General features: G+C 65.7%; 12 protein-coding genes. 6 read left to right on the forward strand and 6 right to left on the reverse strand.

The genetic code is table 11. From position 1 onward, the window contains the following. Positions 1 to 28: 28 nt before the first annotated feature. The gene (locus QP165_RS00400) at positions 29 to 877 is read left to right on the forward strand and encodes a helix-turn-helix transcriptional regulator (RefSeq protein ID WP_333993055.1); all 849 of its coding nucleotides are present in this window, start codon (positions 29 to 31) and stop codon (positions 875 to 877) included. A gap of 32 nt (positions 878 to 909) precedes the next feature. Here QP165_RS00400 and QP165_RS00405 read toward each other — a convergent pair whose 3' ends face one another. Both QP165_RS00405 and QP165_RS00410 read right to left on the reverse strand, forming a co-directional pair. Then, positions 910 to 2,214, reverse strand: coding sequence for a cytochrome P450 (locus tag QP165_RS00405; protein WP_333993056.1), 1,305 nt, complete (start codon positions 2,212 to 2,214; stop codon positions 910 to 912). Positions 2,215 to 2,316: 102 nt separating this feature from the next. Then, the gene (locus tag QP165_RS00410) at positions 2,317 to 2,805 is read right to left on the reverse strand and encodes a cupin domain-containing protein (RefSeq protein WP_333993057.1); all 489 of its coding nucleotides are present in this window, start codon (positions 2,803 to 2,805) and stop codon (positions 2,317 to 2,319) included. A gap of 303 nt (positions 2,806 to 3,108) precedes the next feature. Here QP165_RS00410 and QP165_RS00415 point away from each other — a divergent pair, with 303 nt between their 5' ends. Continuing rightward, positions 3,109 to 4,803 carry a GMC family oxidoreductase gene (locus tag QP165_RS00415; RefSeq protein ID WP_333993058.1) on the forward strand — a complete coding sequence of 565 codons (1,695 nt, stop codon included), beginning with the start codon at positions 3,109 to 3,111 and terminating at the stop codon, positions 4,801 to 4,803. Positions 4,804 to 4,866: 63 nt separating this feature from the next. On the opposite strand, the gene glsA is transcribed toward QP165_RS00415, so the two are convergent. The 3 genes from glsA to QP165_RS00430 form a co-directional block, all read right to left on the reverse strand. Next, positions 4,867 to 6,471 (reverse strand): glutaminase A, encoded by a 1,605-nt coding sequence (glsA, locus tag QP165_RS00420; protein WP_333996887.1) that lies wholly within the window; start codon positions 6,469 to 6,471, stop codon positions 4,867 to 4,869. A gap of 210 nt (positions 6,472 to 6,681) precedes the next feature. Then, positions 6,682 to 6,891, reverse strand: coding sequence for a hypothetical protein (locus QP165_RS00425; protein WP_333993060.1), 210 nt, complete (start codon positions 6,889 to 6,891; stop codon positions 6,682 to 6,684). A gap of 196 nt (positions 6,892 to 7,087) precedes the next feature. Further along, complete coding sequence (locus tag QP165_RS00430) at positions 7,088 to 8,509, reverse strand: 8'-apo-carotenoid 13,14-cleaving dioxygenase (RefSeq protein ID WP_443019245.1); 1,422 nt, start codon at positions 8,507 to 8,509, stop codon at positions 7,088 to 7,090. A 29-nt stretch (positions 8,510 to 8,538) separates the two neighbouring features. Between QP165_RS00430 and QP165_RS00435 the strand changes: the two genes are divergently transcribed. Together QP165_RS00435 and QP165_RS00440 are read left to right on the forward strand one after the other, a co-directional pair. Then, the gene (locus tag QP165_RS00435; RefSeq protein ID WP_333993064.1) at positions 8,539 to 9,120 is read left to right on the forward strand and encodes a TetR/AcrR family transcriptional regulator; all 582 of its coding nucleotides are present in this window, start codon (positions 8,539 to 8,541) and stop codon (positions 9,118 to 9,120) included. A gap of 3 nt (positions 9,121 to 9,123) precedes the next feature. Beyond that, positions 9,124 to 9,669, forward strand: a complete 546-nt coding sequence (locus QP165_RS00440) for a cupin domain-containing protein (RefSeq protein WP_333993065.1) — start codon at positions 9,124 to 9,126, stop codon at positions 9,667 to 9,669. A gap of 569 nt (positions 9,670 to 10,238) precedes the next feature. Here QP165_RS00440 and QP165_RS00445 read toward each other — a convergent pair. Then, entirely contained in the window at positions 10,239 to 10,874 is a 636-nt protein-coding gene (locus QP165_RS00445) for a TetR/AcrR family transcriptional regulator (protein ID WP_333996888.1), read from the reverse strand. Positions 10,875 to 10,944: 70 nt separating this feature from the next. Here QP165_RS00445 and QP165_RS00450 point away from each other — a divergent pair, with 70 nt between their 5' ends. After that, complete coding sequence (locus tag QP165_RS00450; protein ID WP_333993067.1) at positions 10,945 to 13,431, forward strand: alpha/beta fold hydrolase; 2,487 nt, start codon at positions 10,945 to 10,947, stop codon at positions 13,429 to 13,431. Positions 13,432 to 13,453: 22 nt separating this feature from the next. After that, the gene (locus QP165_RS00455) at positions 13,454 to 15,040 is read left to right on the forward strand and encodes a GMC family oxidoreductase (protein ID WP_333993069.1); all 1,587 of its coding nucleotides are present in this window, start codon (positions 13,454 to 13,456) and stop codon (positions 15,038 to 15,040) included. Positions 15,041 to 15,045: the final 5 nt, after the last annotated feature.

Below are 15,045 nucleotides of genomic sequence, written 5' to 3' on the forward strand. Positions count from 1 at the left end.
GCATTTTTGCCGAGGGATTGATGTGCCGATGCGCGAGCCTCGCAATTGGGCCGGCATTCGGCGCCAGCACAGCATGACCCGGTCCCTTGCCTTGCGCGAGGATGCCGGCGTACGTGGCATGGTTTCGCAGCGGCAATTCGCCAAGCAGACGCTCGTCTATTTTCCCGACGCGAGCCGGGTGGTTCATGGCAGCGACGATCGCCCGAACCAGCGTTATGAAGTGCCGCAGGGCACCGTCGTCATCGCGTTGCGGCACGAACCGGAAACGATCGAGTTGGTCGAGAACACCACGATGGTGACGCTCGAGCTCCAGGACGATCTGCTGTGTGACATGGCGCAAACGGTGCTGGGTCGGGTCGACACCGCATTGGTGGCGTCCAGTGGTATCGTCGACACCCGCCTGACCGCTCTGTTCGAGACGCTTCGGACCGAGCATCTTGCCGGGTATCCCACGGGCCAGGTTTTTGCCGAAGCCATCGAACGGTCGATCGTCGCGTTCTTGCTGACGCATCATGCGACCGAGGTGGGGCTCCCCGCCGACGCCAAGGGTGGGCTTGCCCCGTTCCAGGCCCGGCGGGTGTCGGAGTATATCGAGGACAGGCTGTCGGACACCATCACGATCCGCGATCTTGCGGCAACCTGCCAGCTCAGCATTTCCCATTTTTCCCGTAACTTCGCCGTTACCTTCCAGGAAACGCCGCGTCGCTATCTCATGCGTCGGCGTCTGCTCCGCGCGAAGGATCTGCTGCGCGGGGCCGACACGTCGCTGCTCGACGTCGCGCAGCTGACCGGGTTCCAGACCCAACAGCATTTCAGCCGTGTGTTCGCCCATGCCACCGGAACGACGCCGGGCACGTTCCGGCGGGCGAACGGCTGATCCGGCACGGTCGCTGGTTTCCGCGGCGCGGGTCATGACCGTGTCGGTATGCGAACCGGCAGGCTCTGATAGCCACGGATGAAGCTCGACGGGACCCGCGTCGGCGCGCCCACCACCTCGATCAGCGGCCAACGGGCGAGAATCTCTTCCCACAGGATGCGCAACTGCATCTCGGCCAAGCGGCTTCCCATGCAGACATGGATTCCCGAGCCATAGGCCAGATGCTGGTTCGGTTTGACCCGATCGATAAGGAACGAATCCGGTTGTTCGATCGCGCGTTCGTCGCGGTTGCCCGAGACGTACCACAGGATGACGCGGTCCCCCTTGCGGATCTGCTCGCCGCCAAACACGATATCGCTCCGCGCGGTGCGGCGCATGTGCGCGAGCGGAGTCTGATAGCGGATGATTTCGGGCACCATCGTGCCGATCAGGCCCGGATCGTGCCGAAGTTTTCGATATTGTGCGGGATTGTCGTTCAGGAACAGCAGACCGCCGGTGATCGAGTTGCGGGTCGTGTCGTTGCCACCAACAATCAGCAGCATCAGGTTGCCGAGATAGGTCATCGGCGACATGCCCTGTGTCGCCGGATTATGCGCCAGCATCGAAATCAGATCGTGTCGCGGCGGCAGCGCGATCCGGGCTTTCCAGAGGTCGGTGAAATAGCCGAGGCACTGCAGCAATACCGCCTGCCGTTCCGCCGGCGAAGGACCGCCAGCCTGCTCGTCGACCGCAACCGCCATGTCGGACCACGCCGACAGCTTCGCTCGATCGGCGAACGGAATGTCGAGCATGATCGCGAGCATCTGGATCGCGACCTCGCGCGACACCCGGTCGACCCAGTCGAAGGTCTCGCCGACTGGCAGATCGTCGAGGATGCGCGTGACACAATCTCGCAGGCGGCCTTCGAGAAGGTCGAGATTCTTGCGCGCGAACATTGGCGCGACGGCCGCGCGCTGGACGGCGTGTCCCGGCGGGTCCATCGCGATGAACATCGGCGTGGTGAACCCCGGTGGCTGGTCCCTGATCGTGATCCCGCCGAACAGCGCGTCCGACGAGAAGACGGTGGGGTTGGCTTCCACCGCCCTGATATCGGCATAGCGCGTGATCGACCAGAACGCCCCGAACCGGCCATTCGGACAATAATGGACCGGCGCCTCGTCTCTCAGGCGTGTGAAATAGGGCGCCTGGGTGTCGTTCAGATACAGATCCGTGTTCGACATATCGATCGCGGAGAGCGGCATTGCATAGGCGGCGGATCTGGCGTCCGCGCCAGCATTGCCGAACGCTTCCAGATCGGGGAGCGACGACGATGCCGTCTTGTGGGGGTGCTGGGTCAAGGGCTTTCCTTATTCGGATCGCGTCACGCGTGCGTCGGCATGCACATGACGATCGAGCGTCCATTCTATTGGCGCTGGGTGAGGGGCGTATGTGGGACCGCGTCAGCTGCCTGGCGGTGACAACATATCGATGCCGTATTCTTGTGTCAGCCGAACGATTCGCTCCATATCGTCGATGGACGGACGTATTTCCGCATCGGGCGACGGCGTGCCGTTGAGCGACACCGCCGCTTCGGCGATGAAGGAGGCGAATTCGCCCGGGGTCGCGATCAGCAGCGATCGCATCGCGCCCGGACCGGGATTGTGGAGCCGATGCGGCACGCCGCGTGGCGCAAAGTAGCTGTCGCCTTCGCCCAGTAGGCGCGTCTCCCCGCCGATCGTCACCTCGAGCGTCCCCTCGAGGATGGTCATGGATTCGTCATCGCGGTGATGGACATGCAGCCCACCATCGCCGTACGCGGGCATGATGCCCTCGACCAAGGCAAATTGACCGCCAGTCTGTGCCGGCGACAGCAGGATGCGCATGCCGACGCCAAAGAAGAGATAGTGCGGCGCCGCTGCCGTCGTGGTGAAAAATCCGTGATCAGCCATCGTCTGTTCCTTTTCGATGACCGTCTTCTTAGACGTCGCAAGGAACCGGGTTTGCCTATTGCCACCATGCTTTGTCTATTCCGGCTTATTTGTACCGAATGGCGTCCACGCGCCGCACTCAGTGCTCGTTTCGACTCAATCAGCCAAAAAACCACGGTTTCGACCACGGTCGTTTCGCCGCGTCGGGCGGACACAGGCAGCCAGAGCCGTCCATCCGGGCGAGCCGATCAAAGGATGCCGATGTGACAATCTTTCTCTTGGGTCACGCCGCCGCCGCGGCGACGTCATTGCAGGGTCGCCGCCATGACGCATGACGAAATACTGACTCCAGCCTTCGCCGCCGGCGTCGCCGCGAACCAGGCGGAGCGGCGCGCGGCCGGCCTTCGCGAATTCGATTACATCGTGTGCGGCGCAGGAACGTCGGGCTCGGTCGTCGCGCGGCGGCTGGCCGAGAACCCGGCCGTGACGGTGCTTTTGCTCGAAGCGGGCGGCAACGACGTCGCGGCAAGCGTTTCCGATCCGCTGCTCTGGCAGGCCAATCTTGGCGGTGCCCGCGATTGGGGATTTGTCGCGGAACCGTCCCCACACCTCAACGGGCGCGCCATGCCATTGTCGATGGGCAAGGGGCTCGGCGGCGGGTCGTCGATCAATGCGATGATGTGGTCGCGGGGGCACCAGACCGATTGGGACCATTTCGCGCAGGAAACGGGGGATCCCGGTTGGGGCTATGAATCGGTTCTCGGCATGTATCGCCGGATCGAGGATTGGCAGGGCGCGCCCGACCCGCTTCGTCGTGGACGTGGCGGATTGTTTCCGGTCGAGACCGCCCAGGATCCGCATCCGCTTGCTACCGCGATGCTGCACGGTGCGGCCGACGCCGGTGTTCCCACCTTTGCCGATCCCAACGGGGCGATGATGGAGGGCGCGGGAGGTGCCGCGCTGTGCAATGTCACGATCCGCGACGCGACGCGGTCATCGATCTTCCGGCGATACGTGTATCCCGTCATGGCGCAGCCGAACCTGACCGTGCTGACCCACGCACTGGTGACGCGAATCCTCATCGAGCGGCGCCAGGCAGTCGGGGTGGAGGTGCTGCTCGACAACCAGCGAATCCAGGTCCGCGCCCGCTGCGAGACGATCCTTTCGCTTGGGGCGATCAATACGCCCAAACTCCTGCTGCAGTCGGGGATCGGCGATGCGGCGCAGTTGCGGCCGCACGGCATCGCGCTGGCGGAGCATCTGCCCGGCGTGGGGCAGAACTTTCAGGACCACGTCATGGCAGCGGGATGCGGCTGGGCAAGTCCCGAACCTCTGGTGCCGCGCAACAACCAATGCGAGGCGACCTTCTTCTGGAAGAGCGATCCTCAGCTGGACACCCCCGACATCCAGGCGATCCTAGTCGAACTGCCGGGCGGCGTGCAGGACCCCGGCGCTCCCTTGGCCGAATCCTGGAAACTGCTCCCCGGGCTCGTCCGCCCGAAGAGCCGCGGCGCGATTACGCTGACCAGTCCCGATCCGTTGCAGCCCGTCCGCATCGAGGCGCAAGCGCTTGCCGACCCGGACGATGTTGCGGCGCTTGTGCGAGGCGTGACGCTGTGCCGGGAGATCGCGAACGGTGCCGCGATGGCGCCCTTCAACCGGGGCGAGGTGGCACCGGGCAATCTCACCGGGGCGGCGCTCGAGGCCTTTGTGCGGGAGTCGGCGGCGACCGTCTGGCACCAGGCAGGCACCGCGAAGATGGGGCGCGATGCGATGTCGGTCGTCGATGCCGAGTTGCGGGTCTATGGAATTGCGAACCTTAGGATCGCCGACGCCTCGATCATGCCGCGGGTCACCACGGGCAACACGATGGCACCGTGCGTCGTGATCGGCGAACGTCTCGCGACGTTCCTGACGGCGACACAGGGCGGGGCGCGACCTGGGGTGCATGCGTACGATGAACTGCCCGCCGACGAGGACCGTTCGCGACAGATCGAGGACGCTTTGGGCCGCTGTTAGGAACAGGCTTTTGCCGGTGCCGCAGTCAAAGCGCGGCACCGGCATGATCGTGGGATGAATGGCTCAGCCTTCCAAACTCAACACCTTGGTGCCCCTTCGAGCCTTGCTCGCGCTAACCGCCGATATCGCGCACGTCTGCAGCAGCGCAATGCTCTCCGCATCCTCGTTACGCTGCGCATCGACGAGCGCCGTGTTTCCCCAGCGATCACTCAGATCCCGGTCGGCACCGCGTGACAGGAGATAGCGCAAGACGTCGGCCCGGCCTTCGCCGGCGGCAAGATGGAGTGCCGTCCGGCCATCATAGTCAGCCAGATTGACGTCGATCGATCGTGCCATCAGCCGCCGCAATTCGGTGAGATCCCCTTTCGCCGCGGCGGCGCAAAAATAGGTCGCCTGATCGACGATCGTTTCGGCGGATCGCCGCCGCGGGTTTGTCTGTGCGCCGGCGTCGGGGCCATCGGCGAAGCTGTCGAAGTTGAAGGCCTTGGTCAGCCGCCGCGCGAATTCCACGCCGCGGACCGAATTGCCCAAGGCGTCGAGACGTGGGCTCCATAAGGCGATCCCGCAGACGCCCGGTATCGTGAGAAACAGCGCACCCGAAACCCCGGATTTTGCCGGTAGCCCGACCGTGAAGGCGAATTCGCCCGAAAAGTCATACAGGCCGCAGGACGCCATCAACGACAGGCAGTTCTTGGTCGTGTCGCCGCTAAAGACCCGCTCACTGGTCAGCGGGCACACCCCGCCACTCGCAAAGGTCGCGGCGACGGTCGCCAGGCCGGGCGCGTCGATCGTGATCGAGCAGCACTGGAAATACAGCTCCAGCGTCGCCTTCAGATCGGTGCCATCGGGGAACGCGCCGTTCTCGCGCATGAAATAGGCGAGCGCAAAATTGCGATCGGCAGTGTCGCGCTCGGACAGGAATACGGCGTTGTCGAAGCCGACGGCACCGGCTCCCGCCAGCGCTTTCCAGGTCTGAAAGACGCTGTCGAAGCGATCGGCCGCCGACAGGTCGGGCGCGATCAGCGAGGCGCACATGATCGCGCCTGCATTGATCATCGGATTGTGCGGCAGCCGCGCGGCGTTGAGCGTGATCTCGTTGAACGAATGTCCCGACGGTTCGCGACCGACATGGCGGTGGACCGCGTCGATGCCGAGACGATCGAGCGCCAGCGCGTAGTTGATCGGCTTGCAGGTCGACTGCACGCCGAAGCGCGCGTCTGTATCACCGATCGCGAAGCGTTGCCCGTCGACCGTGCAGACCGCCATAGCGAAGCCATCGGCATCCGCGCTGGCAAGTTGCGGGATATAGCTGGCGACGTCTCCTTCCCGACACTCGCGCACCGCGGCGAACAGGTGTTCGAGTTCGGCGCAGAACGCGGCAAAGTCCGGGATCACCAGATTGCCCGTGAGGGCGCGGCTGAGCAGCGTCTGATTGGTGCCCGACAACGCCGGGGCAATCGCCTCGAACGGAATCTCGATCGTCTGGGCATATCCCTGCATCAGCGTGCTTAGATACTGCAGACGCGGATCGTCGATCGCCAGGCCGTTCGTGCGCAGCATCTGCTCGATTGCATCACGCGCGCGGTCGGTACCGCCATCGGTCAGGTCCTCGTAGAGTTTGTGCGCAGTGGTGTCTTCTTTGAGGTTGCGGGCGACCGGGGCCATCATAGCCACAGCGGCATGCCGACTGACGATGGGCGGGTGTTTTCGGGTGTTCCAAAAGCGGTGGTTGAAGAGCTCGTCGCGATAAAGGAGATCGGTGCATGGGCCATGATGTGGTTCCAGCTAGATTGATGAATTTGCGGGGCGGGCCAGCAGCGAATTGGTTGCTGGCCGGCGGAACGTTCTACGTCTGATGATAGGACTGGTCGGCGAGCCCTAGAAGCCATTGCTCGCCGAGCTTTCGGCAAGCGTTGTCACGGTGGCAATGACGCAGATCGTGGTGCAGAATGCTGCGGCGGCAGTTGCCAGCATCTTTTCGGCAATAGTTGCACTGGGTGGTAAGATCATGAAGTATCCTGTCTGTGTTCGCAGTCCCGGCACCTGATGGCGAGGACGCGCGATACGGTCGGTATTGATGGGATCCATTGGCGTAGCGTCGTTGAAGCCTGCGGTGGATCACGCGTGGAAATCGCGTCGCAAGCCATGGTATCTGCCGTGGAATCGATCGGCGGGCCTTTCTCGCAGCGTGTCGGACGTATCGACGCCGACCCGGAGCACCCCGCCGCCGGCCGCGGACTCGCGTCGTACGATCCGGCTGGCGGCATGCCCCGACCCGCTTTCGTCAGGCGGGGAACCAGTTTCCGTGGAACCCCGGCGGTATGCGGTGCGGGATGCGGATGCTGGCAACCGGCGCTCCGGCAAAGTCGCGCGCGTCGAGCAGCACGAGGTCGGTCGTCTCCTCGGTCATGTCGACGACCAGGCCGATCAGCCACCCTTCGTCCTCGGCCGCGGTCGGGCTGGCCGGAACGAACACGAACTCGCCGGGATAGCGGTTCCGGCCGAAATCGTGGACGCTCCGCTTGCCCGTATCGAGATCGTGCTTGAGCAGGTAGGTTTCGCCGACCCATCCCGGCACCGTGTCGGGCAGGCCGATCGTATAGGCGTAGCGATAGGGTTGTCCTGCGCGCCGGTCATCCATCCGGGGAAACTCCTGCGGCGTCGCGTCGAGGGTCCGCCGCTCGACCGTCCGGGCCTCGGGATCGATCGTCCAGCGTTCGAGGCCGCGCCCGGAGCCGTCGGGGCCCTTGATGTCTCGTGCGAACATCGTGTCGTAGACGATCGCGTCCATCACGATGCGTCCGTCGGGAAGGTCATAGGCGTTGGCCAGGTGGAAGATGAAGCATGGAGCGATGGGGATCCAGATCGTTTCGTCGCCGCGGCCCAGGCGGGGAAGCAATCCGATCCGCGCCTGGTGCTCGGTGTTCCAGCGATAGGGGAAGCGATGCCCCGTCATCATCATATCCTGCGAAAAGGTGACCGGCAGGTCGAGGATCACGGCATAGCGTGCGGTGATGGCGCAATCGTGGATCGAGGGCCCGTGCTGCACCGCAACGGGCTCCTGACGAACGACACTGCCATCGTCGGAGACCACCACATGCCGGACGGTCGTCGGATCGGTCGCGTCATAGGTGATGGCGTGATGCTCGCGCAGCAGCGGATCGAAATGGGGATGGCCGCTGAACCCGTTTTCCAGCGTGCCGCCGAACGCGCTATACTGCTGTCCGTCAAGCGTATCGGAGAGTTCCACCGGGTAGCTGCCCGCCTCCACCACCGCGAACGTGCGCCCTGCAATCGAGACCATGTTGGTATTGACGGTGGCGAGCGCGCCGTCGCGGCCGCCGGACGCCGCGGGCTGATCGATGACCGCTGCCACCGCGTCGGAGCGCACCCAGCGATTGCGATACCAAAGCGCTTCGCCGCCCTGCAGCGCGATGCCGTGCACCATCCCGTCGCCGATAAACCAGTGATAGCCGGCCGGATCGGGCTTGGCCGGGTTCGGCCCGATCCGCAGATAGCGCCCGTCGAGGGCGACGGGAATCCGGCCCGCGACCGTCAGTCGATCGATCGTGATCTCATGCGACATCGGGGTGTGAATGCCCGTCAGGAACGGGTGGACGTCCATGCTCTTCGTGCTGGAGCGCGGGCTACCCGCCCCGGACGGGGGAGTACCGGATATCGTCGCAATGGCGCTTGTCATTATCATATCCTCGGGTAAGTGTTGACGATGTAAACATGGGCATCGAAGGTAACACTGTCAACATGCAAGAACGAAGCGGGAGCTATCATCACGGGGATCTGCGCGCGGCACTGGTCGAGGCGGGGCTGCGTCTTCTCGCCGAACGGTCCGGCGATGGTCTTGGGTTGCGCGAAGTCGCTCGGGCGGTGGGGGTCAGTGCCACGTCGGTGTATCGCCATTTCCCGGACAAGACGGCGCTCCTGGAGGCGCTCGCCGCCGAGGGGCTGGCGCGGCTCGCCGCGGCCCAACGCTCGGCATCCGAAGCAGCAGGCGGCGGGACCGCCGGGTTCAGTGCCAGCGGTACGGCCTATGTCAGGTTCGCCCTGGCAAACCCCGCCTTGTTTCGCATGATCTTTGCCAATCGGGGAGCCCGAACCGCCGCCGAGCGCGACGACGACGCGATCGCCATGCTGCGCGACAATGCGGCGACGCTTGCAGCTGGAAATGGTGGAAACGCCGAAGTCGTCATGCTAAAGGCCTGGGCTCTGGCGCACGGTCTTGCGATGCTGATGCTTGATCAACAGGTTCCGGCCGACGACAAGATTATCGATGACGTCGTCACCGCCGCTGGGCTTTAGCAGGTGGTCGATCCGATTGCGGTCGAGCGACCCGTCGTCCCCCTTGATCGAGCGACCAACACCCGTCCGGCGGGCCTCCGCGCGACATCGTCCGCCGGTAGCGAGCCTATTGCCGAGGTCTGCTATACCGGTCGAATGTCCTCAACCGAAGCCGCCGAAATCATCGAGACCCTGGCGCTCTTGCCCCATCCGGAAGGTGGCTGGTATCGCGAAACCTTTCGACAGCCCTCCACAGACGGTGGGCGGGATGCCTCGTCGGCGATCCTGTTCCTGCTGGATAAGGGTGAACGGTCGCATTGGCATCGCGTCGATGCGGTCGAAACATGGTTCTGGCATGCGGGATCGCCGCTGCGACTGACCGTCGATCATGATGAAATGCTGCTGGGTGGGAACGTGCTTCTCGATCAGATGCCGCAAGCGATCGTGCCGGCCTTTGCGTGGCAATGCGCTCGCGCCGACCAGGGTTGGGCGTTGGTCAGTTGTGTCGTTACGCCGGCCTTCGAGTTCGCTGGTTTCGAGTTGGCGGCGCCCGACTGGACATTTTCATGACGCCGCAGGAACCGGGCCCGTGCCGATCATAACGGCGCCCTGCTGAGAATTCGGAAGATTGCCGGGTGCCTGCGACCGGCATTTCGGCAACCGCCCGATCCGCTGCCTGACCTTGTTGAAACGGCTTGCCTGGGCACCCGGCAATCCCGTTGCCATGCCCGGTGTGTCTACGGTGATCGAGCAGCACTGGAAATACTGGTCGAGCGTCGCCTTCAGATCGGTGCCGTCAAGGAAGGCCCGTTCTCACGCATGAATTAGCCGAGTGCGAAATTGCGATCCGCGGTGTCGCCTTCGGACAGAAAGATGGCGAAAGCGGTCGGTTCAGTTTCATGCCGCGACCGGCATAACCGGACGTTCGTTCAGGAGATGCGGTAGAGGGCAGGTGGATCGGTTCGAAGCGGTTAGTGGCTGAGCCGCGATCGGTCCCCGCACCGTAGGCTCGGCGATCTGTCGAGCCGTATCGCGAAGGCCGTCACGCTTTCAAACATATGTTTTTAGCACGATTTTCGTTGATGGTTAGAGCCGTGATTCTGCCGATCGAATAGCTCGCGCTGCTGTGGATGTCGCTGCTAGACAACGCTGTTGCTGTCACTTTTTACGAGCATGCGACAAAGCGGCTCCGCGATGCGCACGACCTCCACGATCGGCTCTTTGCAGCCCCGTGCCACCCAGTCGCGCGCCACCGCCAAAAGGCCGTGCATCGCGCCCGCCTGACAAAGCGGCTCGGTTGCATCGCTGCCCCGCCCTGGCGCCAGCGTATCGGCGATCAGGTCGGCAAAGGCGGCCATCGATCCGGCGAACAGGGCGTCGACCCGCGGATCAATACCGGACAGCTCCAGCAAAAACACGCGGGCGCTTGCCGGATCGTCGCGCAGCAGGTCGTAATAGGCGGTGAGAAGTGCTGCCAGCCGGTCCTCTGGCGTGCCCCCTGCCGCGTCGGCGGCCGCCGCGACGCGCTGGGTCACGAAGTGCGTCACCTCGCCGAACGTCGCCAACAGCAGCGCCTCGCTGTTGTCGAACGCCTCGTAGAAATAGCGCGGCGTCAGCCCGGCTGCGCGGCAGACCGCGTTCACCGTCGTGCGGCGGTAGCCCTGTTCGCCATAGAGCATGATTGCCGCGCGGATCAAACGCTCGCGTCGATCGGCGTGGCGCTCGACCGCCGATGCGCCGCCATATCGCCGACCGTCGCGGCTTGCTGTCTCCACCTTCAAGTGATAACTTCCGTTTCCAGATCAGCGCGATCATCGTCGCGTCATTCTATCGGAGCATCCCCGCATGGCAACCAGTGCAGCGTCAACCCAGAGCGCGGTCGCAGCCGAGGCGTTCGACGTGCTCATTGTCGGCGCCGGCCTGTCGGGCGTCGACGCCGCCTACCGGATCCAGACCGACTGTCCGGGCAAGAGCTACGCAGTCCTTGAGGCACGCGACGCGATCGGTGGCACCTGGGACCTGTTCCGTTATCCCGGGATCCGCTCCGATTCCGACATGTACACGCTCGGCTTCCCCTTCCGCCCCTGGCCGGGCGACCAGGCGATCGCGGGGGGCGAGGCGATCCGCGACTATATCGTCGATACCGCAGCCGAGTTCGGCATCGACCGCCATATCCGCTTCCAGACCCGAGTCATCCGGGCCGCCTGGTCCTCCGCCGAGGCGCGCTGGACGGTTGAGGTCGAGCGCGCGGGGCGGGCCGAGCGGATGACCTGCCGCTTCCTGTACATGGGCAGCGGCTATTACGATTATGCAGCCGGCTTCACGCCCGCTTTTGCAGGGCTGGCGGATTTTACCGGCCGGGTCGTGCACCCGCAGCACTGGCCTGACGACCTCGACTGGACGGGCAAGCGCGTGGTGGTGATCGGCAGCGGCGCGACCGCGGTGACGCTCGTCCCGTCGCTGGCGGAGAAGGCGGCCCAGGTGACGATGCTGCAGCGCTCGCCCACGTACATCGTGTCGCGCCCGTCGCAGGACGGCTTCGCGCGGGCCGCGCATCGTGTGCTGCCCAAATCGCTCGCCGACGCCGCTACAAAGTGGAAGAGCGTCGGCTTGGGCATCGCCACCTACGCCTATGCCCGCAAGAAACCCGATCGGATGAAGGCGCTGATCCTGAAGGGCGTGCGGGCGCAGCTGCCCGACAATTACGAGATTGAACGCGACTTCGAGCCCCGCTACGCGCCGTGGGACCAGCGCATCTGCCTCGTCCCCGACGCCGACCTGTTCGAGGCGATGCGCGGCGGCAAGGCGGCGATCGTCACCGACCATATCGCGCGCTTCACCGAAGGCGGCATCGCGCTGGAATCGGGGCGGGAGCTGCCTGCGGACATCGTCGTCACTGCGACCGGCCTCGTCATGCGCCTGTTGGGCGGGGTCGAGCTGGTCGTCGACGGCAAGGTCGTCGATCCCGCCGACCGGCTGATCTACAAAGGCATGAGCCTCAGCGGCGTGCCAAATCTGGCGCTCGCCTTTGGCTATACCAACGCGTCGTGGACGCTGAAATGCGACCTGTCGGCGCGCTATTTCTGCCGGCTGATCCGCCACATGGACACGCACGGCTACACGGCCTGCACGCCGACGCTCGATGATCCGTCGGTCACTGCCGAGCCGATGCTCGGCTTCACCTCCGGCTACGTCCAGCGCGCCAATGCCATCCTGCCGAACCAAGGATCGAAGGCGCCGTGGAAGGTCCACCAGAACTACGCGCTGGACCTCGCCGCGCTGAAATTCGGCAAGCTCGAGGACGGCACGATGCACTTCGGCAGAGCGGGGCAGGGCGCTAGCGTGGACACCGTGGCCTTGCCGCTGCCAGCCTCCCCGGCGCCGCGTTCCGCCGTACGGGCGGGAACGGTGGCCGCGGCGGCGGCGGTCGCCACCGTCGGCGGCCTGGCGCTCTTCGCCAAGCTGACCGAACGGCGGATCGAGCGGATGGTGCCGGCCGACGGAAGCTTCGTCGACGTGGACGGGCGCCGGATGCACTATCTGGACCAGGGGCAGGGGCCGACGCTGCTGATGATCCACGGGCTGGCCGGACAGATGCGCAACTTCAGCTACGCGCTGCTCGAGCGGCTCGCGACCGATCACCGCGTGATCCTGCTCGACCGACCGGGCTCCGGCTATTCAGCCCCAGGCGCTACAGCAAACGTCCGCGCGCAGGCGGCGCAGGTCGCACGCTTCATCGAGGCGTTGGGGCTGGAGCGGCCACTGGTGGTCGGCCACTCGCTCGGTGGCGCCGTCGCGCTGGCGCTGGCGCTCGACCATCCGGAAGCCGTGAGCGGCCTGGCCTTGATCGCGCCGCTGACCCAGCCGATGGACACTGTGCCGTCCGCGTTCGATCCGCTCGCCATTATGTCCCCCGTCGCGCGCAGGGCCGTCGCCTGGACGCTCGCGACACCCGCTGCGCTCCTCGCTGGCGAGAAGGGGGCCAAGGCCGCCTTCTCGCCCGAGCCCGTCCCCGGCGACTTCGCGGTTCGCGGCGGTGGCGCGCTGGTCGCGCGGCCGGGCAACTTCGAGGCTGCCTCTGCCGACCTCGTCGCTGCCAATGACGACCTGCCCGCCATGGTTGCGCGCTATCCAAACCTGACCGTGCCGGTCGGCATCCTCTACGGCCGGGACGACCGGATCCTCGACCCGCAGGTCCATGGCCGGCGCTTCGCCGACGCGGTGCCGGCAGCGACGCTGACGCTGATCGACGGCGGCCATATGATCCCGGTGACGAGGCCCGACGAGACCGCCGCCTGGATCAGGACACAGGGCGCGACCGTCCGGCGCTGACCGGCTCACTGGAGAAAAGCGCATGGACGAGTTCGACGTGATCGTGGTCGGTGGCGGATCGGGGGGCAGCGCGGTCGCCGGCCGGTTGAGCGAGGACCCGGGTCTGACGGTCTGCCTGATCGAGGCGGGCGGCACCAATGCCGACTGGCGGATCACCACGCCCGGCATGATGGCGGCGGCGCCGAAAGCCTCGAACTGGGCGTTCGAGACCGTCGCGCAAGCCGGGCTCGGCGGGCGCCGCGGGTTCCAGCCGCGCGGCCGGGGCCTTGGCGGGTCGAGCGCGATCAACGCGATGCTCTACGTCCGCGGCAACCGCTGGGATTATGACAATTGGGCGGCGCTGGGCTGTACGGACTGGTCCTATGCGGACGTGCTGCCGTTCTTCCGCGCAACGGAGGACAATGAGGAGGGCACCGACGAGTATCACGGCGTGGGCGGGCCGCTGTCGGTATCGAACCAGCGCCACGTCAATCCGGCGAGCCGCGCCTTCGTCGCCGCGGCGGAAAGCCTGCAGATCGCCGCCAATGCCGACTTCAACGGCCCGCGGCAGGACGGCGTTGGCCTCTATCAGGTCACCCAGCGCGGCGGCGAACGGTGGAGCGCGGCGCGCGCCTTTCTCGATCCCGCCCGCAGCCGGCCGAACCTCGACATCCGCACCGGGGCAATGGTCGAGCGCCTCGTCGTCGAGCACGGCCGTGCCACCGGCGTCGTCGTGCGCGAACGTCGTGGTTCCCGCACCTTGCGCGCGCGGGGCGCGGTGGTGATGGCGGGCGGCGCGTTCGGTACGCCGCAGACACTGATGCTGTCGGGCATCGGCCCCGGCGCCCACCTGCGCGACCATGGTATCGACGTGGCGATCGATCGGCCCGCGGTCGGCAGCGACCTGCAGGACCATCCCGACTATGTCTCGACCTTCGCGTCCCCGCGGGGCGACCTGTTCGGCCGTTCGCTCGGCGGCTATTGGCGGACGCTGAAGGCGATTGTCGAGCATCGGCGCCGCCGGACCGGCGCCATGACGACGCCCTATGCCGAGGCCGGCGGCTTCTGGCGGATCGACCCGGACGCGCCGGCCGCTGACATCCAGTGGCATTTCGTCCCCGCCATCCTGGAGGATCACGGTCGCGTCGCGGTAAAGGGTCACGGCTTTTCGGCGCATGTCTGCGTGCTGCGGCCGGAGAGCCGCGGCACGGTGCGGCTGGCGAGCGCAAATGCCGGGGTCGCCCCGCTGATCGACCCCGCCTTCCTCCAAGATCCGCGCGACATCGCGACCCTGCGCGAAGGCGTACGCCTGACCCACCGCATCTGCACGGCGGCCGCGTTGTCGCCGTGGACGCCGGTGGATCGCACCCCCGTCGACCTGCGCGACGACGCGGCGCTCGACGCGCTGATCCGATCGCGGGCCGACACCGTCTACCATCCTGTCGGCACGTGCCGGATGGGTTCGGACACGGCCGCGGTGTGCGATCCCCGGCTTCGCGTGAACGGTGTCGCCGGCCTCTACGTCGCCGACGCTTCGGTGATGCCGCGGCTGGTATCGGGCAACACCAACGCGCCCACCATCATGATCGCCGAACGCTGCGCCCGCTTCATCGCCGAGGATCTGCGCTGAGGGCT

The sequence above is a fragment of the Sphingomonas sp. 22R3R2A-7 genome, assembly GCF_036856055.1.
Lineage (GTDB): Bacteria > Pseudomonadota > Alphaproteobacteria > Sphingomonadales > Sphingomonadaceae > Sphingomonas.

What these genes read in the sequence shown, in the direction of transcription:
- QP165_RS00400 (WP_333993055.1), top strand. Translation starts at nt 29, where the DNA reads ATGCGCGAGCCTCGCAATTGGGCCGGCATTCGGCGCCAGCACAGCATG.
- QP165_RS00410 (WP_333993057.1), bottom strand. Translation starts at nt 2,805, where the DNA reads ATGGCTGATCACGGATTTTTCACCACGACGGCAGCGGCGCCGCACTAT.
- QP165_RS00415 (WP_333993058.1), top strand. Translation starts at nt 3,109, where the DNA reads ATGACGCATGACGAAATACTGACTCCAGCCTTCGCCGCCGGCGTCGCC.
- glsA (WP_333996887.1), bottom strand. Translation starts at nt 6,471, where the DNA reads ATGATGGCCCCGGTCGCCCGCAACCTCAAAGAAGACACCACTGCGCAC.
- QP165_RS00425 (WP_333993060.1), bottom strand. Translation starts at nt 6,891, where the DNA reads ATGGATCCCATCAATACCGACCGTATCGCGCGTCCTCGCCATCAGGTG.
- QP165_RS00430 (WP_443019245.1), bottom strand. Translation starts at nt 8,509, where the DNA reads ATGATAATGACAAGCGCCATTGCGACGATATCCGGTACTCCCCCGTCC.
- QP165_RS00435 (WP_333993064.1), top strand. Translation starts at nt 8,539, where the DNA reads ATGGGCATCGAAGGTAACACTGTCAACATGCAAGAACGAAGCGGGAGC.
- QP165_RS00450 (WP_333993067.1), top strand. Translation starts at nt 10,945, where the DNA reads ATGGCAACCAGTGCAGCGTCAACCCAGAGCGCGGTCGCAGCCGAGGCG.
- QP165_RS00455 (WP_333993069.1), top strand. Translation starts at nt 13,454, where the DNA reads ATGGACGAGTTCGACGTGATCGTGGTCGGTGGCGGATCGGGGGGCAGC.